We start from the raw sequence: 25,758 nt of genomic DNA, 5'->3' as shown, positions 1-25,758 counted from the left end.
AGTGAGATGTTTTTGTGCGTTATCATTTTGAGATTAACGTAAAACTATGATTTTTTCCGTTTAACTGATTGTACAATAATATCGTTTTGTAAGCTGGCTTTTCAACCGAATTTACTTTTATAATTTCTGGAATTTCTTGTGTTTTTAATACTTTGGCAGCCATCCATAATGCAAAAGCTGATGCGGTATCATATTCACCACTTAAATGTTTATAATATAAAACAGGCGTTTGAGCAAAAGCTTTTTCGGCAAGATTTTTATAATAAACTTCAAAATCTACATTACCGTCAAATCCTAAAACCAAAGCATCAATATCTGAAACTTCTAATTGATTTGCTTTTAAAAACGATATTACTTCATTCTCAATTTCATTTTCTTGCAACGTATTTACAATTGCAATATCCAGAACTTCTGCATAAGTATTGTTTGTTCGTTTATTTTCTAAAACAAAAAAACTTGCTCCTTCACCATAAACGGCACCACTTGTAGCAGAATCTAAAAGATTATAAGGCTGTTGATTATCTGATTTTATACGACCAGACAATTTAAAAAGTGCAGTAGTATAATCACCATTTTCATCAACGCCACCAATTAATACTGATTGTGCTTCGCTTTCTTCAATTTGCATTTTAGCATCTAAAAGTGCAGACTCAAAAGAAACAGCTCCGTTTACATACGTAAAATTATAACCTTTGCATTGTTGTAACAAAGCAATTTGAGCACCAACTGTATTATGTGTTGATTGAATAAACGAAGTTGGCGTTAAAAACTGTTCATTGTTGTCCAAAATATTGGTCAGGAATTTTTCAGAATCTTCAATACATCCCAATCCCGTTCCTGTAATAATAGCATCAACAAGCTCAACTTGTGCATCTTTCATAGCAATTGCCGAAGCAACAATTCCGTTTTTTACACCTTTTGCCATTCTTCTGCTGGCAGCCGGCGAAATATAATCTTTGTAAACCGGAGATACTATTTTAAGAACATTCTCGTCGTGATTGTGTACAGCTTCTTCTAAAAAAACAGTATCAAATGTTTTTTGAGTCGAAATACAACCTATTCCATTTATATATGTTTTCATTCGCTTTTAGAAAATATAAGAGTTGAACAATTTCCTCCAAACCCAAAAGAGTTCGATAAAACGTGTTCAATATTTTTGTTTTTGATAGCAGTTTGTGGCGTCAAATTAAATTCTTCCATTGGCATTTCGAAATTCAAATTTGGGTAAACCACATTATTCTGAATTGCCAAAACACTGTAAACAGCTTCAATTGCCGCCGCCGCTGCTAAAGTGTGACCTGTATAAGGTTTAGTTGAACTAAAATCCGGAACTTTTTCGTTTTCATAAATGCGAAGTATAGCTCTTCCTTCAGATAAATCATTGTTTGGAGTTGCTGTTCCGTGCACGTTGATATAATCGATTTGAGAAGGTTTTATTTGCGCAACTTCAAAAGCTTTTTTCATAGCCAAATAAGCGCCATCGCCATTTTCTGATGATGCGGTTTGGTGAAAGGCATCATTTGCATTTCCATAACCAGAAACCCTCGCTAAAACTTTTTTGTTTTGTTTTTTTACAACTTCATCAGATTCTAAAACCAAATAAGCCGCAGCTTCACCTAAGTTTAATCCTTTACGGTTATTGTCAAAAGGTTTGTTGTATTCATCAGATAAAATCATCAAAGTCTTAAATCCGTTAATGGTGAATTTTGCCAAAGCATCAGTTCCGCCAACAATAACGCGATCTAGTTTTCCTGTTTTTATCAAACGTGCGCCCAACATAATTGAGTTTGCTGCAGATGAACAAGCCGTACTAATAGTAGTAACAAGACCTTTTAAACCTAATTCTTCGGCAATTTTATCAGCAACATCGCCGCCATCATGACAAGTAATGTATTTGACAAGTTCTGGATGTTTAAAATAATCGTAATAATGCTTCTCCGTCATATCCATTCCGCCCACGCTTGTGGCCGAAATAAGTCCGGTTCTGAATTCGTTTATCGAAGTTATCCCTGCATTTTTAACCGCTTGTTTGGCTGCAAAAGTACCAATCATAGCCGTTCTCGAAAAATTATTATCAGCAGGAAGTTCCAATTCGCTGATCAGATCATCATTGGTTTTTTTAATTTCTCCTACCTTATTAATATCTGCGTGAACAGTCGATAAATTTTCGACACGAGTTATAGCAACTTTATTTTCAATCAACGAAATATAATTTTCTTCGACTGAATTTCCAATCGCAGAGATAATTCCCATTCCGGTTATAGCAACACCTTTTGTCATTGTAGATTTTAGATTTTTAGATTTTTGGATTATTTAGATTGTCGGACTTTTTCTTCTTGTCTAAGAAGTCTAAAAATCTAACAATCTAAGTAGTCTAAAAAAATCTATTTCGTTCTATTAGCGCTAATGTAAGCAGCCATACTTTCGATAGATTGAAAAATGGTTTTTCCTTCTTTTGGATCAACCAATTTAATACCGTAATCTTTATCTAAAATCACGATCAATTCTAATGCATCAATTGAGTCTAAACCTAAACCGTCTCCAAATAAAGGATCAGTATCAGCAATATCATCAATTGCAATATCTTCAAGATTTAGAGTAGTAATGATTTTGTTTTTTAATTCTTCTTTTAATGCTTCCATGATTATTTATTATATAATGTATTGATAGTTTCGTTTTTATATTTTGTATTTTCTTCTTTACTAATAGTGCAAAGAAACGCTTTGTAATTGTCATTAAAAAATTCAACCCATCCGCAAAGCACAATATCTGCTTTATTAGAATCCAGAAGAATATTTGAATAATTCGACATAAATTCAGGATTGAAGGCCTCAAATATAAAGAAAGAATTTTCACTTTTCAGCTGATGGCGTATACTTATTTCGCCCAAACATATATTTGGCAACGTATAAACGAATACCGCGGGACTTGGGAAGTAGTTTTCTTTGTCTGAAATCGATTCCTGATATTTAACATCGGTATCTAAACTCGACGATTTGTTGGCCAAAACCAAAGCAATATTGTTTTCTTTTTCTGTTGAAGTTATTGGACTCAAAAGCAATTCTGAACCTAAAAAAGCCAATTTGCTCAAAGCATCCATTTTAAAAAACTTCGGATATTGCATTTCAAAATTACGATACGCTTGTTTCGAAAAATCAGCAAAATCGGTTGGTTCAATTTTGAATACAGAAGTTCCGTTCAAAACAATTTCGTTGTTTTCGATTTTGATGTAATCGTGTATATAGGTTTTATTTTGAGTCATTATTTTATTTTAACACTAATTCCACAAATTAGCACAGATTGTTTTGGGGTTAAATTTCACAAATTGAAATAAATTAATTCGTGAAAATTAGTGCAATTCGTGTTTAATTATTTTTCACTTTCTCAAAAATCACTGCCGTATTACAACCTCCAAATCCGGAAGCTGTTTTCAGGAAAAACTCAATTTTCTTTGCTTCGTTTTTCTCAATAATATTAATTGGTTCGCTTACGCCGATTTCGTCAAAACCTTTCGATTCAAAAAGCATATTTTGATTCGCTGATTCAATTGCGATTACGGTTTCTAATAATCCCGAAGCGCCTAATGTATGACCGTAAAATCCTTTTAAACTATTTATAGGAACATTTTGCAAACCTAAACGATTTAATGCAATGGCTTCCATTTCGTCGTTAAACGGAGTTGCAGTTCCGTGTGCTGAAATATAATCGAGTTTTTCGATACCAATTTGAGCTTCTTTCAAAGCATTTTGTATACTTCTAAATAAACCTTCACCAGTTCTTGAAGGACCCGAAATATGATTCGCATCGTTTATAGAACTATCTCCAATAACTTTTATTTTAGCGTTTTTTGCTTCCGCCGAAACTAAAACTGCTGCCGTTGCTTCGCCTAAACTTACACCGGTTCTGTTTTTAGAATAGGGTTTACAAGGCAAATCGCTCATCGCCTGAAAAGTATTAAAACCAGACAAAACAAATTCTGAAACTTCGTCGCCTGCAATAACAAAAACATTGTCGTACAATTCAGACTGAATCATTCTTTTAGCAATTGAAACAGCTAAAATTCCCGAAACACAAGCATTAGATATTACGATTGGCTGTGTTTTAAATCCGAAGAAATTAGAAACATTTTTTGCTAAAACATCTAAATGTGCGTTATTAAAACTTTCCTCCGAGTCATTTTTTAATGCCGTAACATTTCCTTTTGTAGTCGAAAGAATAAAAGCAGTTTTTGAGTTTAATTCAACTTTCGAATTTTTGATAATCGGCTCTAAAGCCAAAATCATCATTTTTTCTAATCTCGAATATTGAGTTTCCGTGCTTATTTTTTCAAAAGCACTTTCTATTTTTTCAGTATTAATAACAGAACCATAAAACGGAATTGGCATTAAAGTAGCATCCTGATGCAGCTGAATACCAGAATCTCCACGTACAATAGCATCGATGTTCGATTGAACATCAAAACCTAAAGGCGTGATACAATTCGTTTCTGTGATATATATTGCTCTTGTCATTTTGTGATTTTCAATTTCCTGCAAGGTTTTTAAAACCTTGTAGGTATAGATTAAATAGTACTTTAAAATTTTACACCTGTAAGGTTTTGAAAACCTTGCAGGAGTTGAAGTGGATTATTTTATCAATCCCACTTTACGTTTCCATTCTTCATAAAAAGGAGGATTCGTAAGCATCAAATTTCCATCTTTATCTAAAAATACCTGAACGGTTTCGCCAGTACATGCTACTTCGCCCTGGGCATCAATTATTTTAAAACGATAAATCATTTTTGCGGCCGGAGTATCAACTACCGTTGTTTCAATTGTTACAACATCGCCGTAACGCAAAGATAGTTTATGTTCGCATTTTGATTTTACAATTGGCGTTGTATAGCCCGTATTTCCAATATCCAAATAAGTAAGTCCGTGTTCGCGTCCAAAAGCTTCTCGTCCATCCTCGAAATAGGTAATATAATTGCCATGCCAAACGATTCCCAACGGATCAGTTTCGTTAAAACGAATTCTGATTTCATGAGAAACGGTTAGTGAAGTTGCTTCGTTATACTGTTCTTTTCTTTTTGTCATAAAATAATGCAATGGATGTTGTGATAATAAAAAACAAAAACAGTAAACTTATTTTTGGTATGATTTCCAGGAAAGATATGTTGCGTAATAAAACATCATAAAAAGCTTCTAAAGCCCAATTCATTGGTGATGATTTGGCAACGATTTGCATGATTTTTGGCATTGCAAAAACAGGAACCCAAACACCGCCAATTGCAGCTAAAATGATAACACTTGTTGCACCAAAAGGAGCCGATTGTTCTTGTGTACTTGCAACAGTTCCAAGTAAAATTCCGAAACCAATAGCTGCAAATCCTGAAAATAAAGCCACAATACTCATTAAAAATAAATGTCCTTCGATATTTAAGGAAGGCAAACCAATATGGGGAAATAAAAATACTGCCACGGCAACCATCATATAAAACTGGATCATACAAATGGCTGAGTACGTAATTGTTTTTCCTATAATCACAATAAGATTAGAAGACGGATTGGTTCTTAAACGAACAAATGTTCCTTGTGTTTTTTCTTTTACGATATTAATAGACAACGGAATTACAATAAAAAATATTGCAAAAAGTGTCCAGGCAGGAACGTTGTGCTGCACTGAATTTGGTCGGACTTCTTTGTTGTTTATGGTTGGAATTATTTCTTTGAAAGAGATGAAACTTTTTTGCTCGAAATCAGCATTTCCTTCGCCCAATTGATTTTGAAAAGTCTTGTAAATTGATTTTGATTCGATTTGAGAAATCATTTTATCAATCGAACTCATTACCGCATTTTTAAAACTCAACTGAACGGCCGGGTCAAAATAAAGTTTTACTTCTTTTTCTTTGATTATTTTCGGAGTTTTGGGTTTGGCAACAGTATCTGTTAAACCCATATTGCTCAAAATGTTGTCTACATTCTGATCAATTTTTGCTTGTAAATCGACGCTTAATTTTGAAGGAATTACAATTGCGAGTTTATATTTTCCTTTGTAAACGGCTTCTTTAGCAATTTCTTCTGTAATTGGCTGATTGTCGATTTGCGTTACAACGGTAAACAAACTGCTTTTTTCAAGATTTTCAAAAACAGTTTTAGAAACGTCGCCTTTATCATTATCGATTAATAAAATCTCTATTTTAGAATCGCTTACGGTTTTAAAAGTACTGTCTTGTATCAATGTTACGGTGATAACAAGTACCAACGGCATGACAAACAATATGATTAAACCACCTAAATCCCGTCTTAACAACAAGAATTCTTTTACTACAGACATCCAAATTTTATAGCTCATCTCTAAAGTCTTTACCGGTTAATGAAATAAAAACTTCTTCAAGATTTCTTGCGTTATCAGTAGAAGAAATTAAGCTTGACGGCGTTCCTTGCGCATAAATTTTGCCTCGGTCTAAAATGGCAATATTGGTGCAAAAATCTTCGGCTTCAGCCAAATGATGTGACGTATAAATAATGGTTGTTCCGTTTTGGTTTAATAATTTTAAATAATCTATAATTGCATTTTTAGACTGAACATCAACACCAACGGTTGGTTCATCTAAAAATAAAACTTTTGGATTGTGCAGAATTCCGGCAATCAAATTTACTCTTCGTTTCATTCCGCCCGAAAATGTTTCGATACGTTTGTCAGCGAATTTTAATAATCCTAAAAGGTCTAAAGTTTCGATTACTTTATCTTTTAAATCTGAACCTTTCAAGCCATACATACTTCCAAAATATTGCAAATTTTCTCTGGCCGTCAAAGTAGGATACAATGCATATTCCTGAGGAACAACGCCAATGATTTTTTTTATTTGTGAAGAATGATCGGTGTAGTTTAAATCATCAATTGTAAAATGTCCTGAAGTTGGTTTTACCAATCCGCAAAGCATAGAAATTAAAGTGGTTTTTCCGGCACCGTTTGGACCTAATAAACCAAAAATATTGCCTTCATTTATATGTAACGAGACTTCGTTCAAAGAATACATTTCTGCATTTTTGTACTTTTTCGAAAGGGATTCTATTTTAATTATGGAATTCAAGATATTTTTTAGCTAATTGCTTTTTTTAGTTTTTTGAAAAAGATTTCTTCTCTATTGGCAATACTCAAAAGTTCGTCGGCAATAGTATTATAAGCATCTTCTTTTGCGCTTCTGTTTTTGTAAATACGGGATGCTTCAACAGCAAAATCACGCCATGAATCGCCAATTTGAGTCATTTCTTTTGAAAGTACTTTTAGCTCTTCATTACCTAAAATAACCGAAGCTTCTTGTAAAAAAGCAGCATATATAAAACGGAAACCTCCGCCTCCGGTTCCTATTTCTTCCTGCATACGAACCATTTGGGCCAAATAATGATTGGCTTTTTTAGTACCGTGCTTTACAGGCCATTTTCTGATTTGTTTGGATACAAATTTAATTCCGCGTACACCAACAATTGGCATTGGTGCTAACATATCGCGGCAGGTATTTTTTATTCCTTTGATGATGGCACTTTTTAAATCTACCGTTTCAGGAATATTTATCGGGTAATACATTTGTCCTCTTGGTGCAAAAGCGCCTTTGGCAAAACGTACTTTATCTAATTCGTCGTGTGTTAAAGTTGTAACGGTTTCCATTACAGGATCGCTTACTAAATAATCTGTTTCGGTTTTTCCGTAAACAACTAAATTGTGAGCATTAAAATGAAAGCGATATTCATCAGGAAAATAACTTAAATGATAAACACCAACTTGTAATCCGGTTGGAATATTATTTTTTAAATTTTCATCTAAAGCTTTGTTTGCATTAACTGTAGAGGAGAATTTTTGTCTTTTTATTTTTAAATTTAAACGACTTGCCAGTTTATTAAAAATTTGCCCAGGCAAAGTTCTATAGCTAATCGCTGGTGCGTGATTTACTTTTATAAATGGTAAATACACGAAAAAAAGTCCAGAACCAATACCAAAAACCATTGGCTCGCTAATGTTGAGACCGTTGTTTTTTAACAAATTCGAAGCTACTCCGTTTTCGCAGTGAGCAGATTGATGATGTGTAAAATTAGTTTGCATTAGTCTGATTTAATATTTTTTAATTCTTGTACCGATATCTCAAAAGCATCGGCATATTTTTGTAAAGTTTTATCGTTTAATTTTGCAAAAACATTAGGTTTAAAATGTCTTTTTACGCGCCATTTCCAAAGTCCAACATAACTGGCAAGAATGGTAATATCCATTTTGTTAACTTCCATATAATAACAAATCGGACTTGATTCACCGGTTTCAACCTGCAATTTTGCTTCGGCAATGCGCTCTTTTATATCATCGATAGAATTAGAAAGTGCAATTGTTTTTGGCTCCCAACCAGAACTTAAAGTTGTAGTGTAATCACCATTTTCATCGGTGGCATACAGTAATTCTTTTAGATTGTTTTTGGTTAAATTACCTTTGTCTTGTGGTACTTTTTCTTTTTCCATGACCGTTTTTATTTTCGATTGAAATTATGAGATAACCGAAATTGTTTTTTGAATAAACAAATTGATTTCACATTCTAAAAGTAATTTGTCACCAAGTGAGCTTTCGCAGCTCATGGTACATAAAGTATAATCTTCGCCGGCAAATTTCGAAACCAAGTTTGCTTTGGTTGTAATTGTATCTCCAACTTTTGGTAACGAATGTATTTTTACATTTTTTAAAGCACTGATAAAACCAATAACATTTACGTTGTCATTTTCGGCTCCGTCTTCGTCAACAAAATATTTTTTACCAACAATAGAAGAACAGGTTTGTGCTGTATTTTCTATTAAACCGGCTTCTATAAAAGTACCTTTGTCAACAAAAACATTGTCTTCTTTTATTAAAAATGTGGTTGCTACAAAGTTGGCATCCAAATCTAATATCAAATCCACCATAAGCAAAGGAGCTCGGTGTGGAAGGTAATTTTGTATGTCAACGTTAGTCTCCAATACTTATTTATTTGGCTAAAACAGTTTTCATTTGTCCCGTAGCAATTTCTTCATTATTTAAAGTCGTTACTATATTCACTAAAGTGATTCCGGCAAATTCCTGTAAAATAGTTACCGTTGATTGAATCGTATCGTTAATTTCAGGTAATCTTTTAATTTCAATTTCTTTGATAGAGCCAATATATCCGGTTGGAGCTGTTTCTTTTCTTAAAAAAAACTCATAACCGGTATGCAACGCGACTGATTGCGCCATGTGTTCGATTAATCCGGCTTCTAAAAAAGTATTATTATCGAAAAAAATATTGTCGCTTTGTATTTGTAAACCTGAAACTAATGAAGTTTCGGTAAACGAATACATTTTATCTACCATTACAAAAGGAAACTTTTGTGGTAATAAATTTTCGACTGCATTTTTTTCTAAAAGTAAAGTTCTCTCCATTAACAAACGGTTAAATAAGCATAAGCAAAAGAAAATCTTCCACTTTCAGGTACAGATAAAAGAATACGGTCTCCTTTTTTAAGGTTTCCGGAATTCATCAATTCTTCTAAAGCTAAATAAATAGAGGCAGAACCTACGTTTCCTACTCTTGAAAGATTCATGAACCATTTTTCATCAGCCATTCCAACTCCTTTTTCACTTAATCCTTTTTTAAGTCCTTCAACAAAAAAGTTAGAAGAAACGTGAGGAATGAAATAATCGATTTGATCTGGAGAAATATTATTTTTATCCATGGCGTCTTTCATACTGTCAGCTCCTTTAGAAAGTATAAATTCATCTAATAATTTCACATCTTGTTTGATAGAAAAAACAGATTGATTTAACAATTCTTCAGGTTCGTAATCGCTCCATGATTTAATTTCGCCATTCTCTAATTTATCTCCACCGGCATACATACAAGTCTCTAATTCAAATGCGTATGAAAAAGCTTCCATCCATTCGATTTTTAAAGAAATGCCTTCGCCCGGTTCATTTTGTAATAGTAATGCACCAGCACCATCAGATAACATCCAACGTAAAAAATCTTTTTTGAAAGCAATAATAGGTTGCTCTTCAAGGCTTTTTAAATTGCTTACTTCCTGGCTGTATTTTTTTGCTATTAACCATGTCGAAACTTTTTCAGATCCTGTACAAATAGCATTTTTAGAGTTTCCTGATCTTACAGAAAGAAAACCAAATTTCAATGAATTCATTCCGGCGCAACAAACCCCGGTCGAAGAATTTAATTCTACCGATTTATTTTTAAGCAAACCATGAACCATTGCGGCATGAGATGGAAGGAAAATATCTGGTGTTGAAGTTCCGCATGAAAGGACTTCGACATCCTGAGCGGTAAATTTCTCATCAAATAATTGTTCTATCGCATTGCGAGTTAACTCAGCATTGCTGTGTGTACTTTTTCCTGCTTTGTCTACAGCGTAATGGCGACTTAAAATTTTATTATTGCGCAAAATAATACGTCTTGCTTTAGAAGCGGTATCATTAATAAGACCTAAATAACTTTCCATTTCATCATTTGAAACAGCTTCGTTTGGCAAAAATTTTGCGGCTCTGGTAATATATACTTCAAACATAATTCTACTTTCGTCTTCTTAAACTCCTTTATAATATTGAGTTTCTTTTTTTATCGTATTTAATTTAATGGGGTAGGTAATAAGGTGCAATATATACACTATTGGTGAGATTAACCATATCGCAAGGAATAAATAAACATTAAATAGTTTAAGCAGCAGTTTTCTGTTATTTTTATTTTTATAGATAAGGTTTGACCATTTATTGAAAATTTTATTCGCTGTTTTGTCAACAGTTACTAAATACGGACTGATTTTTACCGCATCAATTGCCAGCAATTTTGGCTGTAAATTGCTTAAATTGTTCTGTTGAAATTCTGAAAGCATTACTTTTCCAAACTTTTCAGATTCCTGAATGTCTTTGTCTGAAACTCCCGGTAAAGGGAAAATTCCAAGATACTTTTTCTTAACACCGGAAAACATCCATTCAACAATTGTAATAACACTTATTAAATTTCCTACACGATCTACTAAAGCTACATTTCCTACCAATTGTGCATTGGCTTCTTTTAGTAAACTTTTAATTTTTTCCTGCGCCATAATCCACATATTACGAGAACCGCTAATGGTAATAACAGGCGTATTATTTAGAATTTTTTTGGCTTCGTCACTTTTTAAAAATGAATTTACAGGGATAGATGGTGATAAATACCAAACTTGATAATGAAAAAGAACCAGGTCAAATTTTGTATTGAGAACTTCATCTGATACAGGTTTTAATGCTGTTGGAATTTGTAAAAAAGATTCCGGAAAAGCATCAAAAAAAGAGCTTTTATCCCAAGGAAAAGGGAAAGGCTTCTCTAATTGTATTTCATGAAAAGTTACATTTATTTCATCTGAATTCAGGAAGGGCTTTGCAATATTGCGTGCAATTTCTCCTAGCTGTCCAGACTGAGAATAGTAGATTACAAGAACATTTTTCATTTTGGTTTGTTGATTTGGTGTGGAAAGCGCAAAAATAAGTATTTTTTTTTAAACGAATTTCCTTATTTTATCTGTTCGTTTTGTATGAACCCAATCCGGCCATGTAGACGCATCTTCGGCATCATAAATTCGAATTTTTTGATTCTCATCTTCTATCAATAAATCATCGGCTGTGCAACCCAAAATTGTTGCAGCTGCTGCAAGTCCTGAATGTGTTGCACCTGTAACTCCGTGAGATAATGTGCAAGCTCCGCAAAGAAACAGGTTTTCGATCTCTGTTTTATTTTTATATGAAAAAGGACCAACCTGATTTAATGTTTTCTCTGTTCCGTAAACATTTCCTTTTGTCGAATTAATATAAAATTCGTTTGTTTTTGGAGTTCCTAATTCTGCCTGAATAATGTGCTGTTTTGCATTCGGAATTATTTTCTCCACATTATTCATCAGTTTATCGACTATTTTTTCTTTAAACTTTTTATACTCTTCGTTGTGATAATCTTCTAAACCATTAAAATCACTCAATTGATCATAGTTTACGTAAGTCACAATTTCGAAATTATGGTATCTTCCGTTAAAACTTGCCGGATCTTTAAGCGTTGTACAACTAATAAAAACGGCAGGAAATGAATCTCCGGTTGCAATAGTATCGCTCATTAAATGTTCAAAATTAGCATCATCATTTTCATCTTTCATCATCCAGATATTTCCTGAATCAATTTGAAATTGAGTAACATCTAAATCTAATGTCAAAAACAAAATTAAAGAGGTAACAGAATATTTTGTTTTCTCTAATTTTTTGATGAGTGATTTACTGATATGTTCTTTGCCAATTAAATTTAAATAGGTAATAGAAGGATCTGCATTTGAAACAATATTTTTAGCCATTATTCTGTCGCCATTTTCAAGCTGAACGCCTATTGCCTTTTTATTTTCGACAATAATGTTTTTAACGTTTTGTTTTACGCGAACTTCACCGCCATGTCTTTTTATTCCGTTTGTCATGGCTTTTACAATACCGCCGCCGCCGCCCATTGGGTAGAAACCGCCATCGAAATAATGACTCATTACAGAACAATGTACAGGAAAACAGGCTCTGTTTGGCGAAAGGCCATGATCGCCACATTGTATATTAAGGACTGCTTTTAATATTGGATCTTTTACGTGCCAACCCACAACTTTCTTTAAAGGAAATAAAGCAAATTTTCCGAAATGTTTGGTACGAAACGGAACGGTTATGTTTTGCCAGAAACCTTTTAGTTTTGGAATTAATTGCAGTTCATAACTTACTCTTTGAACTAGTGTAAGATATTCGTTTATATTTTTTTCTTCGTGTGGAAAGTGTGAAGAAAGTCTTTTTTTAAGATTGTCAACTCCGGCAGGTAAATCGAAACTTTCGTCACCAATTAAACAATGCTCGTAGGCATCTTTGTTCATTCTAAAAAAAACCATATCGTTGGCAATTCCTAAACCACGATATAATTTATCTGTAGATTGTCCTTCATCAAGTAGTCCCACGTAATGAACACCGGGACTAAAACGTTGTCCTTTTAAAGTAAAACTATGACTCCAGCCACCAGGAACATAATGTTGTTCCAGTACTAAAACTTTTTGCCCGGCTCTCGCCAAACATATTGCAGTTGATAATCCTCCAACTCCAGAACCGATGATAATTGTGTCAAATTCCTGCATATTTTGTTTTAAGATTTGGGGTATTTATGAAAGAATGACTTTAAATGTTATATTTTACTTTTTTAACTGGTTCCAGAAATCAAAATAATTGAACCACTGTAAAGGATACTTTTCAAGCATCGATTCTACACTTTCGATATAAGATCTTAAAAGTGCTTTTTCGTCTCTGTGTTTTACTACAGCTTCACGGGCATATAAATGATAATGCAGGTTTTGTTCTTTCATTACATAAACAAAAACAACAGGAACTTTTAATCGTGATGCAATTAAAAACGGACCTGCAGGAAAGTTAGCTTCCTCGCCAAGAATTTTTTCAGACAACGATTTTGTACCTTCAAAATAACGATCACCGGTAAAACAAACTAATTCATTATTAGACAAAGCTGCGTTGATCTCAAAAATATGAGACAAATCATCTCTGATAATTATAAATTTTACGGTTGGTTTTTGAGCAATACTTTCCAGATAATTTTTAATTGCTGAATGTTCTAAATCTGTAGTGACCAAATTAATTTGAAAATCAAGATCAATTTCGCCAAAGAAATGTTCAGCGATTTCAAAATTTCCAATATGGGCACTAATTAAAACACCTCCTTTTTTCTCAGCTAAAAGTTTTTTTAAAATTTCTATCCCGTCAAATTCATAACTGAATTTATTTCGCATTCCTGCCGAAATAGAAATTTTATCAATAATGGTTTGTCCAAAAGTATAATAACTTTTGAACACCATTTTTTTAGATTTAAAATGAGGATACTTTAGCCGTTCTTTAAAATAATAAAAGATGGCCTTATTACTTTTCTTTAAAAACAAAAAATAATAAGAAGCAACAAAATAAAGTAAAACGTAAGCGGATTTAACACCCGCTTTCTGTATCAAAAAAACGAATATTTTATAACCTAAAACTGTTCCTTTTGATTTGCCATCCCATTGACTCATTAAACAACTTTAGCTTTTAGTTTTGTTTCGATAAGATCATAAAAACTTTGGAAAGAAGCGATTCCTACGAAATCAGCTTCAACTAATTTTACACCAAAAGTTGCTTCAATTGAAACTACTAAGTCAACATAGTCTAAACTATCTAACCCAAGTGTGTCTTTTAAATTTGCATCCGGTTCAATGTCGTCGTTATCAACTTCAAATTCATCAACCAAAAAACTATTAATTTTTTTTACTATTTCTTCTTTATTCATCGCTTTCATTTAATCTTTTTAACTACAAGTGCAGAATTTGTTCCTCCAAACCCGAAGGAATTCGACAAAAATATATCAATTTTTTTATTTAACGTAGTTTTAACTAAATTTAATTTCGCTGAATCTTCATCCGTGTTTTCTAAATTGATATTTGGAGCGATAAAATCGTTCTGCATCATTAGCACAGAATAGATTACTTCGCTTGCTCCGGCCATCCAACATTCGTGCCCAGTCATTGATTTTGTTGAGCTTACGTAAGGATTGCTTTCTCCAAAAACTTCAAATATAGCTTTAGCTTCATTGCCGTCTCCAACAGGTGTCGAAGTTGCATGAGCATTTATGTAATCGATATCACTTGCTTTTAATTGTGCGTCATCAAGCGCTCTTTGCATGGCTGTTGACGGTCCTTCGACATTTGGAGTCGAAATATGACCTCCGTTTGAAGAAAACCCATAACCGGCAACTTCAGCAATAATAGTAGCACCACGTGCAATTGCAGATTCGTAGCTTTCTAATATTAACGTTGCGCCACCACCACTCGGAATTAACCCGTCTCTTTCGGCATCAAAAGGTCTGGAAGCTTTTGCAGGATCGTTTTCTCTGGCTGAAAAAACACCTAATCCGTCAAAACTGCTCATTGCATATTTGTTGATTTCCTGTGCTCCACCGCAAATAATGATGTCCTGAAAACCGCTTTTTATTAAAAAATAAGCCAATCCTATAGAGTGAGAACCACTTGCGCAGGCAGCACTTATAGTAAGATTGATACCACGAAGTTTAAAAATCGTAGATAAATTCATTGTTACTGTAGAATTCATCGATTTAAAAATAGCTCCTGAACCAATTAAGGCAGTGTCCTTTTTTTCGCGTATAATATCTGTAGCTTCGATAATTGCTTTCGAAACACTGTCGTTTCCGTACATGATTCCAACTTCGCGATCATCAAAAAAAGCATCGTCAATATTGGCATTTTTCAATGCTTCAATGGTAGCCATATAAGCATATTCGGTTTCTTCACCAATGCTCATACGTTGTCTTCTGGTTAATAAAGATTTTAAGTCAGGTTTTGGCACCATTCCGGTTAAGGCAGATTGAAACCCAAATTCTTTTCTTTCGGAATCAAACTGAATACCAGATTTTCCGTTATATAGCGATTCCTTTACTTCATCTAAAGAAGTACCAATACAAGAATAAATTCCCATTCCGGTAATTACAACTCTTTTATTCATCGTTTTAAAGTAATTTTTTAAACCTTAGGCGTAATTGTTTTTAACAGATAGTAAAACATAGCTTTTACATTCTTTTTGCACATAAAATTTATGTTTCTATGTGTTAAAATATAATTTTTACGAATATATTCCTCCGTTTATATTAATAATTTCTCCTGTAATATAACTTGCTTTTTTAGAAACTAAAAAGCTTACTAAATCGGCTACTTCTTCAGCTTCGCCAAAACGATTTACCGGAATTAGTTTTAATAATTCTTTTTCGTCTAATTGGCTTGTCATATCGGTTCTGATAAAACCCGGCGCAACTGCATTTACTGTAATATTACGTTTGGCAACTTCCTGGGCCAGCGCTTTTGTAGCTGCAACAATGGCACCTTTTGCTGCTGAATAATTGGTTTGCCCTGCAGTTCCTTTTACACCGGAAACAGAAACGATATTTACAATACGGCCATATTTATTGCGCAACATTTTTTGCATAAAAAATTGTGTCACATTAAAAAAACCATTTACACTAGTATTCACAACTCCGCTCCAGTCTTCAGGTGTCATCCACATAAAAAGACCATCTTTTGTAATTCCGGCATTGTTTACAATAGCTTCAACAATAGCTTCAGGATTTGCTTCCTGCCATTGTGTTAACGTTTTTTGAACATCTTCAAAATTAGAAACATCGAAGCCTAAAATTTCTCCGGTTGCTCCTAATTTTTGTATTTCCTGAAGCGTCTCTTCCGCTGCAGTTTTGTTAGAATGATAATTAATCAGAATATGATAGTTGGCTTCAACGGCTAATTTTTTACAAATAGCACTTCCAATTCCTCTTGAACCACCTGTTACTAATACACATTTCATATTTAAAAACAGTTTTTTATTATTTTTGAAAAGGTTCAGCATTTTCAAACCATTGGTTACCTAATACGGTACCATCTGGCTTAAGAAAACCCCATTTCTTTTCATTTTTTACTCTTGCAACACCATTAATAAATCCTTTTTCCTGATCTGAAAATAATGAAAGAAGACCATTGGATGTAATACCATATTGTGTTGGAATTACTATTTTTCCTTTTTCATTGATAAAACCCCAGTTGCTTTCTTTAATTGGAGCCAAACCATTTGAGCTGAAAGTTTCAGCATCACTATACGTTGGCTGAATTATGAAATCTCCTTTCAAATTAATGTAACCCCATTTTGAACCAACAAGAACGGGTGCTAAATTTTTTGAAAAAGCTTTTGCTTTATCAAATATTGGAGTAACAGCCCAGTTTCCTTTTAAATCAATGAAACCAATTTTTCCGTTTTTTCTCGCATAGGTTAAATCCTGTGTTCCAAAATCCCAGATTTTATCGGCGCCATCAACAGGAATAAATTTTCCTGCAACAACCAATCCAAAACTTTCTCCTTTTTTCGCCCAGGTTGTCGCTTTATAATAATTACCAATTTCCTGGTAAGCAATCTCAACAACAACTTTTCCGGCTGTATTGATGATTCCCCAACTGTCATTGTTTTTTACTTTGGCAAAACCATTTTCAAAAGATTTGATCACATCATATTTTGGCTCTAAAACAACGGTCATCTTTGGATTAATTAATCCAATTTTATTTCCTTGTTTTATGAATGCCACACCGTTTTCAAAATCAAATACTTTTTCAGAAGCCGGCGCAGTCAGAACATCTCCTTTAGTATTTATGTATACCCATTTTTTGTCTTTGGATACCACACAAATTCCGCTGCCGAAATATTTTACATTATCAAAAGTAGCCGGAATAACCAATGTACCTTTCATATCTATGAAACCCCATTTCCCATTATCTTCTACAGCAGCAAGGCCTTCGGAGAAATTTTTGGCATTTTTGTATTTTGGTTCTATACGAAACGTTCCTTCTTTAGTAAGGTATCCGTATTTACCGTCCTTTTTAACTAATGCCAGTTCCGGAGCCGGAGTCTGACTATTAACAAATTGAATAAACAATAACAACAAAAAAAGAAATGATTTTTTCATAGCTTAAGATTCAGATTAATAATAGGTATGGATTTTAATTATTTATAAGGTGATCTTTTACTTGTTGAACAAAAGGATACATTACCTGATCTTCTTTAAATACAGGGATTATTTTTCTAATTTCATCATACCATTCTCTGGTAACTGAAGAAATTTTATCTTTTTGTCCTAAATAATCAATTGCCTGAACAATCGTGATCATTTCTATACTTAATACTTCAAACGCATTTTCGATTACTTTTGATGTAATTACAGCTGCATTTGTTCCCATACTTACAATGTCCTGATTGTCATTGTTGTTCGGGATACTATGTACGTACATTGGGTTAGATAACATTTGGCTTTCTGCAGTTGTAGAAGTAGCAGTAAACTGAACTCCCTGCATTCCGAAATTGAATCCTAATGTTCCTAAATTTACAAATGGAGGAAGAAGTTCGTTGATTTTTGAATTCAATAAATAATTCAATTGACGTTCTGCCAACATGGTTAATTTAGTAATAACAATTTTCAACTTATCCATTTCAAGTGAAATATAATCGCCGTGGAAATTACCTCCATGATAAACATGTTGATTTTTTACATCGATAATCGGATTGTCATTTGCTGAGTTAAATTCGTCTTCAAGAATAGAAGCAACATTATTTATCGTTTCTAAAACCGGACCTAAAATTTGAGGTACGCAACGTAAAGAATAATATTCCTGAACTTTTTCTTTGAAAATTTCCTCAGTATTTTCGCCAGAATATAAATGGTCTTCTCTTTTACGAATCAAAGTACTGTCTGAAAGATTGGCTCTCATTTTTGCAGCAACTTCCTGTTGACCTTTATGACGTTTTGTTTGATTTAATTCTTCAGAGAAATGGTCATCGTATGCCTGAACCAATTCGTTGATGGCGCAAGAACATTTTAAAGACCAGTCTAATAATTTATTGGCATGGTGTACATTTACAACTCCAATTCCGGTCATTACTGATGTTCCGTTAATTAAAGCCAAACCTTCTCTGATTTCTACCTGAATAGGTTTTAAACCTTCAATTTCAAAAACTTCCTGAGTTGGTCTTCTGTCTCCTTTGTAGAAAACTTCACCTTCACCAATTAAATTTAAAGCTAAATGTGATAATTGTACCAAGTCACCACTTGCTCCAACACCACCGTGTTCAAAAATTAAAGGCGTAATGTCTCTGTTGATAAATTCTGACATTAGGTGAATTACTGACGGATGTACGCCTGAATTACCTAAAGACAATGTATTTAATCGCGCTAAGATTGCTGCCTTTGCACAAACCGGACTCAAAGGTTTTCCTGTTCCTGAAGAGTGGCTTCTGATTAAATTGTACTGTAATTGAATCTGATCAGATTCCTTAATTCGATATTGAGCCATTGGCCCAAACCCGGTATTTACACCGTAGATTACTTTATTTCCTGAAAATTCTTTTAAGAAATTAAAGCTTTCGTTTACTCGATTTAATACAAGATCGCTCACAACAACCTTGTTATTTCCAAATATTATGGATTCGAATTCTTTTAAGCTCAGGTATTCATTAATTGTGTTCATTAAATTCTTTTTGGTTCGTGCTAATTTAATTTTATTTATCAAAATAAATGTAGTTATTTTGAAATGGCAAATGTAAGTTAATAATTGATAACATTTTTATTATGACAAAAGAGATTGTTGATGTTTTAGTGATAGGTGCAGGACCTTCAGGATGTGTGTCTGCTTCGTATCTTCATAAGAACAATATTAAGATAAAAGTTGTAGAGAAAACTAAGTTCCCGAGGCTTGTAGTAGGAGAAAGTCTTATTCCTCGTGTAATGGACCATTTCTCTGAGGCAGAACTTTTTGAAAGTCTTGATGCAATGAATTTTGAAAAAAAATTAGGTGCACGTTTTATTCGAGGAGAAGAAATTTGTGTTTTTGACTTTAGTCAGAAATTTGGAGAAGGTTGGGATTGGACATGGCAAGTGCCAAGAGCTGATTTTGACAACACTATGGCTCAGGAAGTTATTCGTAAAGGAATTGATTTAGAATTTGAAACAGAAGTACTGGAAGTTTCTTTTGAAGGAAAAAATTCTAAAACGATTGTAAAAGACAAAGACGGGAATTTAAAAGAAATTCACGCAAAATTTATTATCGACTCGAGCGGATACGGTCGTGTTTTACCAAGACTTTTAGATCTTGATACACCATCAAAGTTAGATCCTCACTCTTCGATTTTTGCACACGTAAAAGATATCAACAGACCAGAAGGTGTAGAAGGAACGATGATTTCGTTTGATATTTTAGAAACAGAAGTTTGGTTATGGGTAATTCCGTTCTCAAACGGAAACACAAGTTTAGGGGTTGTTGGACCAACAGATTTTATCAATTCACTTTCTGAAAATAAAGATAATGCTGAGGCTTTACGTAATGCAATTCAGCTTTCTGATTATTATATCAAAAGATTTAAAGGAACTGAGTTTTTATTTGAACCGGTAAAACTTGAAAATTATTCAAGAGCCGTTAAAAAAATGTACGGAGATGGTTTTGCCTTAACAGGAAACAGTTCTGAGTTTTTAGATCCTGTATTTTCATCTGGTGTTGCTTTTGCTACAGAATCCGGAATGTTGGCTGCAAAATTATATATTAAGGAATCGCAAGGAATCGAAGTAGATTGGGAAACTGAATTTACTGGTTATATGAAAAGAGGAATTGCTGTTTTTACCACTTACGTGAAAGAATGGTATACCGGAAATTTACAAACATTGTTTTTTCACCAACCAGAAAATCCTGAAGTAAAAGAAAAAATTTGCTCGGTTTTAGCAGGTTATGTTTGGAATGAAGAAAATCCGTTTGTTAAAAAACATGACAACGTAATCAAAAATATGGCATATCTTATCAATAGTGAAAAAGAGAATGCTGAAAAATAATAAACTATTATTTTACGATATAAAAAAGAGGATGCAATTGCATCCTCTTTTTGTTTTAAAAAGAAAACCCCGGTTTAGAGACCAGGGTTTTTATAATCTTATTTGTAAGCTTTTTTCAAAAGTAATTTACCTAAAGATTTTCCAGTTTTAGCATATCCTTCACCAATTCTGGTTTCGTTGCTAAAGTTGCTTCCGTATTGATCTCCAGGAGCTTCTTCACTAGAAATTTCTAATAATACATTTGATTTGTTAGCTGTTTCAACAAATTTTAGGTTTGTTGTTACTTTTGCAGCTTGTTTCATCATTGCAATATCCCAACCTGGGTAAATCCAAACTGTTTGTACAATTAAAGTGTAAGGAGCAGTAGCTAAACCTTCTTGAAAAGTAACATCTTTTTTCTCCTTGTTTAATACAACATTAACAAGTTCTAAAAACTTAGGATTCCAGTTTAATTCTTTTGCAGCAGCCCATTTTTTGCTCCATGCAGTTCCATTTCCTTTTGTTTTTTCATTCAATTCAGCAGTTCTCTCTTCTACATACTGAGCTTCAGTTTTTTTATCTTTTAAAACTGTAAAGGTGCTGTAGTCAAACTCTACGTTAATTTCTTTTTGACCTTTTAAAAAGTCAAAATTTCCTTTTACAACGTCAATATCCTGAGCAAAGGCAGCTCCAGACATGAATAATAATGATAGTACTAGTTTTTTCATAAAAAGTGTTAAGTATTTATTAGGTCTCAAATGTAAAAATTAATTTATTAAAAACTATTTTCTACATCATTAATTATGTGTAAAAAATGAAATTATTTTAACTCAAATATTTTATCCATAAGAATCCATTTTTGACCTGCTTTTGCCCACGGCAAAGCTTGTTGAAATTTCCACATTAAGTTTTCCCATTCCTGAACTTTAGGGTTTTGAGCATCTGATGCTGATTTTTTTTCAAATGAAAATGCTGCATCAGCTTCAATAATCATAAACAGTCTATTCCCGGTACAATAAATATCAAGAACCGTTATGCCTGTATTTTTTATACTTTCTATAATCTCCGGCCAAACATTTTGATGCGTTAATTTATATTCTGCAATCAAAGCCGGATCATCTTTTAAATCTAACGCTAAACAGAATTTTTGTGTTGACATATATATAGGTATAAAATTATTGAGTTTTGTTTTTCCGAATTTGATGTATAAGACAAAAAAGACTGTCGTTTATAGACAGTCTTTTATTCTTCAAAAAATAATATAGTAAAAAATTATACTACCAAAATTTAACGTAAAGTGCAATAATAGCCAAAACTGTTATTACAATTAAAACCGTTGTTTGAGGTTTTACTTTAAACATTTCTGTATCTAGTTCAAAAGCTTTTGGGTTTACTTTTGGACCAGCAAAACTTATCGCAACCATTGTTAATGTTGTAAAGAAGAAAGATAATCCCATACAAATGTGGAACGGAATTTCAAAAGCTCCTTTACCGTTTGGATAAGCAGTATACAATAAAGTTTCATTTCCGAATAAAGCCGGAGCATATTCATTGAACAATACAGACAATAAAAATCCTAAAATTACACCCACAATTGCTGCAGTTCCGGTTGTTCTTTTCCAGAACATACCCAAAATAAACATAGCAAATACTCCAGGGCTAATAAAACCGGTATATTTTTGAATGTATGTAAATCCTCCAACACCACCAATTCCTAAAAGGTCATTCCATGTAAATAAAACAGCCAAAAGCATCGCAGCAAAAACGGCAATTCTACCAATATTTACCTGTTGTTTTTCGCCAGCATCTTTCTGAATGTATTTTTTATGAATATCTAAAGTATAAATAGTCGAGATACTGTTTACTTTTCCGGCTAACGAAGCTACAATTGCAGCCGTTAAAGCAGCAACCGAAAGTCCTTTTAAACCTGTTGGCAAGAACGTTAAGACAGCAGAATAAGCACCATCTTTTCCTCCAACTAATTGAGGTAAATGTCCGTTTTGGTATAAAACATAAGCAGCAATACCAGGTAACATTACGATTAAAGGCATTAATAATTTTAAGAAGCCTGCAAATAAAATTCCTGTACGCGCCGTTTGCAAATCAGCACCCAAAGCTCTTTGAGTAATGTATTGATTACAACCCCAATAGTTTAAGTTGATAATCCAGATACCAGCCAAATAAGATAACAATCCAGGGAAAGTTAAATATTTATCGATATCAAGTTGTGATGACGTTGCAGTTGGTTTTGGAATAATCATTTTGAAATGCTCAGGAGCTTCTCTCATCAGGACTTTAAAACCTGCAATAGCGTTTTCACCAACTCCAAAATATTGTCCAACAGTAGTTAATGCAATATAAGAAGTTACCAAACCTCCAATGATTAAAACGGCAACCTGAATAACATCAGTATAAGCTACAACTTTCATACCTCCTAAAGAAATAAACAAAGCAAATACAGCCAATCCGATCATGATAACATGCAGATATTCTCCGCCTGCAAGACCATTAATAGCAACAGCTCCTAAATATAAAATCGAAGTTAAGTTTACGAAAACATATAAAAACAACCAAAAAACGGCCATAATTAAAGCAGTCGATTCGTTATAACGTGTTTTTAAGAATTGAGGCATCGTGTAAATCTTATTTTTAAGATAAACAGGAATAAACCAAACAGCCACAATAATCAAAGCAATGGCAGCAATCCATTCGTAAGCAGCAACGGCAATTCCTAAAAAGAAACCTTCACCGCTCATTCCGATAAATTGTTCTGCAGAGATATTAGAAGCAATTAATGATGCTCCAATAGCCCACCAGGTTAAGTTTCCTTCAGCAAGGAAGTACGCTTTAGCATCATGTTCGTCTTTTTTACGTTTGTTGTAGATCGTGAAACCGTAGGATGCGACTACGATAAAGTAGATAATAAAAACCGCATAATCTGCGAAAGCGAGGTTCTGGTTCATTGTTTGTGGTATTTTAAAAATTAGTAAAGAATGATTGTTTGTTTAAGGTTTAAAACTTATTTTATTTTTAGATTTATGAATGTTCAACCTGATTTTTTTCTTTGCTTTTATAATGCACGTCTGATAATTCTCTTAAAATTTCTGCACTTTTTTCAGGAGTAATATCACGTTGCGATTCCGCTAACATTTCGTAACCAACCATAAATTTTTTAACGCTTGCAGAACGCAATAATGGTGGATAAAAATGCATGTGAAAATGCCATTCCGGATGATCAAATCCATCTGTTGGTGCCTGATGAATTCCTGACGAATACGGAAAAGATGTGTTGAATAAATTATCGTATTTTGATGTTAATTGTTTTAAGATCGTAGCATAAGCAATCGTTTCATCAGCAGTAAGATCTGTAATTTTTCCGAAAGCTCTTTTGCTGATAATCATGGTTTCGTAAGGCCAGATTGCCCAAAAAGGAACCAAAGCCACAAAATGATCATTTTCGATAACAATACGTTCTCCAGATCTTAATTCAGCTTTAAGATAATCCTCAAGAAGCGTTTTTTCATTTTTATCGAAATAAGCTTTTAAGCTTTTATGCGTTTTTTCAACTTGCGTTGGCAATGATGATTGTGCCCAGATTTGTCCGTGCGGGTGCGGGTTGCTGCATCCCATAACACTTCCTTTATTTTCAAAAATCTGAACGTAATTGATATATTTAATGTCTCCTAAATCAGTATATTCTGCTTGCCATGTTTTGATGATATTTTCAATTTCGGCAATACTCATTTCAGGTAAAGTAAGATCGTGTCTTGGTGAAAAACAAACGACTCTTGAAATTCCGCGCTCAGGCTGCGCTTTAAAAAAGGTATGTTTAATATCTTCCTCAAAAATAATTTCGTCTTGTTTCATGGCGGCAAAATCATTTTCAAAAACAAAGCTGTCTTTGTAATCCGGATTATTGACTCCGTTTGCACGTACATTTCCGGGACATAAATAACAAGTTGAATCGTATTTTGGCAATGCCTCCGTTAAAACAGTTTCGTTTTGTCCTTGCCAGGGACGTTTTGCGCGATGAGGTGAAACTAAAACCCATTCATTTATTAATGGATTAAAGCGTCTGTGCGGGTCTTCGTTAATGTCAAAATTTTTCATTGTAGTTGTTGTGGTATTAAAGTAGTGTTGTTCCGTTTCCGATTTTTACATCATAAAATTTTAGTTCGATACCAAATATATTTAAATAAAGATTTGAAAACTTATTTTTCACCTCATTTTCGTGACCTTTTTTAATTAAATTTATGGTGCAACCCCCAAATCCACCACCCATTAATCGCGAACCAATTACTGCATCGTCTTCTTTTGCAGTATCTACAAGCATATCCAGCTCCTCACAACTTACTGCATATTCTCTCGACAACCCATCATGGGTTTCAAAAAGCAATTGTCCTAAAAGTTCTATATTTCCGTTGTCTAAAGCCTCACACGCTTTTGTTACACGCTTAATTTCTTTTACTACAAAATGAACTCTTTTAAAAACAGTTTCATTCATTTTGTCCTGAAGACTCAAAACTTGTTCTTCTGTACAATCCCTAAAACTTTTTATTTCAGGAAAGTTATTTTTTATAATTGATAAACCTTCTTCACATTCAATTCTTCTCGTATTATATTCAGATGTAAAAAGAGAATGTTTAACATTACTGTCAAATAAAACCAAAGAATAATCTTTGAAATTTGCATCGTGATATTCGAATTCCAACGTATTACAATCTAATTTTATTACCTTATTTTCAAGACCATGAACGCTCGAAAACTGATCCATGATACCACAATTAATACCAACCCAATGTTCAGCCTTTTGCCCCATTAAAGCAATATCAACCTTATTAATAGTAAGGTTAAAAAGTTCCTTGATACCAAAAAGCATCCCGCACTCTAAAGCGGCAGAAGAAGATAATCCTGAACCAACCGGAATATTACTGCTAAAAACACAATTGAAACCTTCAAACGAAAAACCGTTATCCTGCAATTGTTTAATTACACCAAGAATATAATTTGTCCAAACGACATTGCTTAATTTAATTTCTTTCGTTAAATCAATCTCAAACTCTTCATTTAAATCTATAGCAATCACTTTTGATTTTGAAGTATTATTTTTTTCGAAAGCAAAAACAATAACCTTGTCTATTGCGGCCGGCAAAACATAACCATCATTATAATCGATATGTTCTCCAATAATATTAATTCTTCCTGGAGAAAGTACGATTTTTTGAGGCGTTGATCCAAACGATTTTTCAAAAAAAGCAGTTGTATTTTGTATTAAAATGTCATTCATTGTGTAATAAATT

The 25,758-nt window shown here is 33.3% G+C and carries 27 protein-coding genes; 1 reads left to right on the top strand and 26 read right to left on the bottom strand.

The genetic code is table 11. From position 1 onward, the window contains the following. Positions 1 to 22: 22 nt before the first annotated feature. The 21 genes from GKZ86_RS12735 to hutH form a co-directional block, all read right to left on the bottom strand. Positions 23 to 1,081 (bottom strand): beta-ketoacyl synthase N-terminal-like domain-containing protein, encoded by a 1,059-nt coding sequence (locus GKZ86_RS12735; RefSeq protein ID WP_154783489.1) that lies wholly within the window; start codon positions 1,079 to 1,081, stop codon positions 23 to 25. After that, complete coding sequence (locus tag GKZ86_RS12730; RefSeq protein ID WP_154783488.1) at positions 1,078 to 2,280, bottom strand: beta-ketoacyl-[acyl-carrier-protein] synthase family protein; 1,203 nt, start codon at positions 2,278 to 2,280, stop codon at positions 1,078 to 1,080. The genes GKZ86_RS12735 and GKZ86_RS12730 overlap by 4 nt, the downstream gene beginning before the upstream one ends. A 104-nt stretch (positions 2,281 to 2,384) precedes the next feature. Beyond that, a complete protein-coding gene (locus GKZ86_RS12725) occupies positions 2,385 to 2,642 on the bottom strand; it encodes a phosphopantetheine-binding protein (protein ID WP_059115533.1) in 258 nt (85 codons plus the stop codon). 2 nt (positions 2,643 to 2,644) lie between these two features. Further along, positions 2,645 to 3,262, bottom strand: a complete 618-nt coding sequence (locus GKZ86_RS12720) for a 3-oxoacyl-ACP synthase (RefSeq protein ID WP_154783487.1) — start codon at positions 3,260 to 3,262, stop codon at positions 2,645 to 2,647. A gap of 103 nt (positions 3,263 to 3,365) precedes the next feature. Then, positions 3,366 to 4,511 carry a beta-ketoacyl synthase gene (locus GKZ86_RS12715; RefSeq protein ID WP_154783486.1) on the bottom strand — a complete coding sequence of 382 codons (1,146 nt, stop codon included), beginning with the start codon at positions 4,509 to 4,511 and terminating at the stop codon, positions 3,366 to 3,368. Between the two features lie 114 nt (positions 4,512 to 4,625). Further along, a complete protein-coding gene (locus tag GKZ86_RS12710) occupies positions 4,626 to 5,075 on the bottom strand; it encodes a thioesterase family protein (protein ID WP_154783485.1) in 450 nt (149 codons plus the stop codon). Further along, a complete protein-coding gene (locus GKZ86_RS12705) occupies positions 5,050 to 6,333 on the bottom strand; it encodes an ABC transporter permease (RefSeq protein ID WP_194632433.1) in 1,284 nt (427 codons plus the stop codon). Before GKZ86_RS12705 ends, GKZ86_RS12710 begins: the two co-directional genes overlap by 26 nt. Next, complete coding sequence (locus GKZ86_RS12700; RefSeq protein ID WP_194632441.1) at positions 6,323 to 7,021, bottom strand: ABC transporter ATP-binding protein; 699 nt, start codon at positions 7,019 to 7,021, stop codon at positions 6,323 to 6,325. The genes GKZ86_RS12705 and GKZ86_RS12700 overlap by 11 nt, the downstream gene beginning before the upstream one ends. Positions 7,022 to 7,083: 62 nt before the next feature. Further along, positions 7,084 to 8,082 (bottom strand): BtrH N-terminal domain-containing protein, encoded by a 999-nt coding sequence (locus tag GKZ86_RS12695; protein ID WP_154783483.1) that lies wholly within the window; start codon positions 8,080 to 8,082, stop codon positions 7,084 to 7,086. Continuing rightward, complete coding sequence (locus GKZ86_RS12690) at positions 8,082 to 8,486, bottom strand: hypothetical protein (RefSeq protein ID WP_154783482.1); 405 nt, start codon at positions 8,484 to 8,486, stop codon at positions 8,082 to 8,084. Before GKZ86_RS12690 ends, GKZ86_RS12695 begins: the two co-directional genes overlap by 1 nt. Positions 8,487 to 8,510: 24 nt before the next feature. After that, complete coding sequence (locus GKZ86_RS12685) at positions 8,511 to 8,975, bottom strand: ABC transporter permease (RefSeq protein ID WP_154783481.1); 465 nt, start codon at positions 8,973 to 8,975, stop codon at positions 8,511 to 8,513. A gap of 7 nt (positions 8,976 to 8,982) precedes the next feature. Next, positions 8,983 to 9,414 carry a hypothetical protein gene (locus GKZ86_RS12680; RefSeq protein ID WP_154783480.1) on the bottom strand — a complete coding sequence of 144 codons (432 nt, stop codon included), beginning with the start codon at positions 9,412 to 9,414 and terminating at the stop codon, positions 8,983 to 8,985. Beyond that, positions 9,414 to 10,547, bottom strand: a complete 1,134-nt coding sequence (locus GKZ86_RS12675; RefSeq protein ID WP_154783479.1) for a beta-ketoacyl-ACP synthase III — start codon at positions 10,545 to 10,547, stop codon at positions 9,414 to 9,416. The genes GKZ86_RS12680 and GKZ86_RS12675 overlap by 1 nt, the downstream gene beginning before the upstream one ends. Before the next feature lie 18 nt (positions 10,548 to 10,565). Further along, positions 10,566 to 11,468, bottom strand: coding sequence for a dialkylrecorsinol condensing enzyme DarA (locus GKZ86_RS12670; protein WP_154783478.1), 903 nt, complete (start codon positions 11,466 to 11,468; stop codon positions 10,566 to 10,568). 48 nt (positions 11,469 to 11,516) lie between these two features. Next, a complete protein-coding gene (locus GKZ86_RS12665; protein WP_154783477.1) occupies positions 11,517 to 13,157 on the bottom strand; it encodes an NAD(P)/FAD-dependent oxidoreductase in 1,641 nt (546 codons plus the stop codon). Between the two features lie 54 nt (positions 13,158 to 13,211). Beyond that, positions 13,212 to 14,093 carry a lipid A biosynthesis acyltransferase gene (locus GKZ86_RS12660; protein ID WP_154783476.1) on the bottom strand — a complete coding sequence of 294 codons (882 nt, stop codon included), beginning with the start codon at positions 14,091 to 14,093 and terminating at the stop codon, positions 13,212 to 13,214. Continuing rightward, entirely contained in the window at positions 14,093 to 14,347 is a 255-nt protein-coding gene (locus tag GKZ86_RS12655; protein ID WP_059115612.1) for an acyl carrier protein, read from the bottom strand. Before GKZ86_RS12655 ends, GKZ86_RS12660 begins: the two co-directional genes overlap by 1 nt. Positions 14,348 to 14,352: 5 nt before the next feature. Further along, on the bottom strand, positions 14,353 to 15,576 hold the full coding sequence (locus GKZ86_RS12650; protein ID WP_154783475.1) for a beta-ketoacyl synthase: 1,224 nt from the start codon (positions 15,574 to 15,576) through the stop codon (positions 14,353 to 14,355). 117 nt (positions 15,577 to 15,693) lie between these two features. After that, positions 15,694 to 16,425 carry a 3-oxoacyl-ACP reductase FabG gene (fabG, locus tag GKZ86_RS12645; RefSeq protein ID WP_154783474.1) on the bottom strand — a complete coding sequence of 244 codons (732 nt, stop codon included), beginning with the start codon at positions 16,423 to 16,425 and terminating at the stop codon, positions 15,694 to 15,696. A gap of 19 nt (positions 16,426 to 16,444) precedes the next feature. Further along, positions 16,445 to 17,572: a WG repeat-containing protein gene (locus tag GKZ86_RS12640; protein WP_154783473.1), complete on the bottom strand. Its 1,128-nt coding sequence runs from the start codon at positions 17,570 to 17,572 to the stop codon at positions 16,445 to 16,447. Between the two features lie 34 nt (positions 17,573 to 17,606). Then, positions 17,607 to 19,127: a histidine ammonia-lyase gene (gene hutH, locus GKZ86_RS12635; RefSeq protein WP_154783472.1), complete on the bottom strand. Its 1,521-nt coding sequence runs from the start codon at positions 19,125 to 19,127 to the stop codon at positions 17,607 to 17,609. Positions 19,128 to 19,228: 101 nt separating this feature from the next. Between hutH and GKZ86_RS12630 the strand changes: the two genes are divergently transcribed. Next, positions 19,229 to 20,479, top strand: a complete 1,251-nt coding sequence (locus GKZ86_RS12630; RefSeq protein ID WP_154783471.1) for an NAD(P)/FAD-dependent oxidoreductase — start codon at positions 19,229 to 19,231, stop codon at positions 20,477 to 20,479. 98 nt (positions 20,480 to 20,577) lie between these two features. Here GKZ86_RS12630 and GKZ86_RS12625 read toward each other — a convergent pair whose 3' ends face one another. From GKZ86_RS12625 to galK, 5 genes are all read right to left on the bottom strand, one after another. Then, positions 20,578 to 21,186 carry a hypothetical protein gene (locus GKZ86_RS12625; RefSeq protein ID WP_154783470.1) on the bottom strand — a complete coding sequence of 203 codons (609 nt, stop codon included), beginning with the start codon at positions 21,184 to 21,186 and terminating at the stop codon, positions 20,578 to 20,580. Positions 21,187 to 21,278: 92 nt separating this feature from the next. Continuing rightward, entirely contained in the window at positions 21,279 to 21,617 is a 339-nt protein-coding gene (locus tag GKZ86_RS12620; protein ID WP_154783469.1) for an L-rhamnose mutarotase, read from the bottom strand. 118 nt (positions 21,618 to 21,735) lie between these two features. After that, on the bottom strand, positions 21,736 to 23,421 hold the full coding sequence (locus GKZ86_RS12615) for a sodium/sugar symporter (protein ID WP_154783468.1): 1,686 nt from the start codon (positions 23,419 to 23,421) through the stop codon (positions 21,736 to 21,738). Between the two features lie 73 nt (positions 23,422 to 23,494). After that, positions 23,495 to 24,568 (bottom strand): UDP-glucose--hexose-1-phosphate uridylyltransferase, encoded by a 1,074-nt coding sequence (locus tag GKZ86_RS12610; RefSeq protein ID WP_154783467.1) that lies wholly within the window; start codon positions 24,566 to 24,568, stop codon positions 23,495 to 23,497. A gap of 16 nt (positions 24,569 to 24,584) precedes the next feature. Then, positions 24,585 to 25,745: a galactokinase gene (galK, locus tag GKZ86_RS12605; RefSeq protein WP_154783466.1), complete on the bottom strand. Its 1,161-nt coding sequence runs from the start codon at positions 25,743 to 25,745 to the stop codon at positions 24,585 to 24,587. Between the last annotated feature and the right edge of the window lie 13 nt (positions 25,746 to 25,758).

Source organism: Flavobacterium sp. LC2016-13 (assembly GCF_009707955.1).
In the GTDB taxonomy this organism is placed as follows: Bacteria; Bacteroidota; Bacteroidia; order Flavobacteriales; family Flavobacteriaceae; genus Flavobacterium.
This window is presented reverse-complemented; position numbering and strand designations above follow the sequence as displayed.

Coding starts and splice junctions, on each gene's coding strand:
- GKZ86_RS12715 (WP_154783486.1), bottom strand. CDS start 4,511: ATGACAAGAGCAATATATATCACAGAAACGAATTGTATCACGCCTTTA.
- GKZ86_RS12710 (WP_154783485.1), bottom strand. CDS start 5,075: ATGACAAAAAGAAAAGAACAGTATAACGAAGCAACTTCACTAACCGTT.
- GKZ86_RS12620 (WP_154783469.1), bottom strand. CDS start 21,617: ATGTCAACACAAAAATTCTGTTTAGCGTTAGATTTAAAAGATGATCCG.
- fabG (WP_154783474.1), bottom strand. CDS start 16,425: ATGAAATGTGTATTAGTAACAGGTGGTTCAAGAGGAATTGGAAGTGCT.
- GKZ86_RS12660 (WP_154783476.1), bottom strand. CDS start 14,093: ATGAGTCAATGGGATGGCAAATCAAAAGGAACAGTTTTAGGTTATAAA.
- GKZ86_RS12730 (WP_154783488.1), bottom strand. CDS start 2,280: ATGACAAAAGGTGTTGCTATAACCGGAATGGGAATTATCTCTGCGATT.
- GKZ86_RS12665 (WP_154783477.1), bottom strand. CDS start 13,157: ATGCAGGAATTTGACACAATTATCATCGGTTCTGGAGTTGGAGGATTA.
- GKZ86_RS12675 (WP_154783479.1), bottom strand. CDS start 10,547: ATGTTTGAAGTATATATTACCAGAGCCGCAAAATTTTTGCCAAACGAA.
- GKZ86_RS12610 (WP_154783467.1), bottom strand. CDS start 24,568: ATGAAAAATTTTGACATTAACGAAGACCCGCACAGACGCTTTAATCCA.
- GKZ86_RS12735 (WP_154783489.1), bottom strand. CDS start 1,081: ATGAAAACATATATAAATGGAATAGGTTGTATTTCGACTCAAAAAACA.
- GKZ86_RS12720 (WP_154783487.1), bottom strand. CDS start 3,262: ATGACTCAAAATAAAACCTATATACACGATTACATCAAAATCGAAAAC.
- GKZ86_RS12625 (WP_154783470.1), bottom strand. CDS start 21,186: ATGAAAAAACTAGTACTATCATTATTATTCATGTCTGGAGCTGCCTTT.
- GKZ86_RS12615 (WP_154783468.1), bottom strand. CDS start 23,421: ATGAACCAGAACCTCGCTTTCGCAGATTATGCGGTTTTTATTATCTAC.
- GKZ86_RS12630 (WP_154783471.1), top strand. CDS start 19,229: ATGACAAAAGAGATTGTTGATGTTTTAGTGATAGGTGCAGGACCTTCA.
- GKZ86_RS12680 (WP_154783480.1), bottom strand. CDS start 9,414: ATGGAGAGAACTTTACTTTTAGAAAAAAATGCAGTCGAAAATTTATTA.
- GKZ86_RS12640 (WP_154783473.1), bottom strand. CDS start 17,572: ATGAAAAAATCATTTCTTTTTTTGTTGTTATTGTTTATTCAATTTGTT.
- GKZ86_RS12705 (WP_194632433.1), bottom strand. CDS start 6,333: ATGAGCTATAAAATTTGGATGTCTGTAGTAAAAGAATTCTTGTTGTTA.
- GKZ86_RS12725 (WP_059115533.1), bottom strand. CDS start 2,642: ATGGAAGCATTAAAAGAAGAATTAAAAAACAAAATCATTACTACTCTA.
- galK (WP_154783466.1), bottom strand. CDS start 25,745: ATGAATGACATTTTAATACAAAATACAACTGCTTTTTTTGAAAAATCG.
- GKZ86_RS12650 (WP_154783475.1), bottom strand. CDS start 15,576: ATGAATAAAAGAGTTGTAATTACCGGAATGGGAATTTATTCTTGTATT.
- GKZ86_RS12700 (WP_194632441.1), bottom strand. CDS start 7,021: ATGTATTCTTTGAACGAAGTCTCGTTACATATAAATGAAGGCAATATT.
- GKZ86_RS12655 (WP_059115612.1), bottom strand. CDS start 14,347: ATGAATAAAGAAGAAATAGTAAAAAAAATTAATAGTTTTTTGGTTGAT.
- hutH (WP_154783472.1), bottom strand. CDS start 19,127: ATGAACACAATTAATGAATACCTGAGCTTAAAAGAATTCGAATCCATA.
- GKZ86_RS12690 (WP_154783482.1), bottom strand. CDS start 8,486: ATGGAAAAAGAAAAAGTACCACAAGACAAAGGTAATTTAACCAAAAAC.
- GKZ86_RS12695 (WP_154783483.1), bottom strand. CDS start 8,082: ATGCAAACTAATTTTACACATCATCAATCTGCTCACTGCGAAAACGGA.
- GKZ86_RS12670 (WP_154783478.1), bottom strand. CDS start 11,468: ATGAAAAATGTTCTTGTAATCTACTATTCTCAGTCTGGACAGCTAGGA.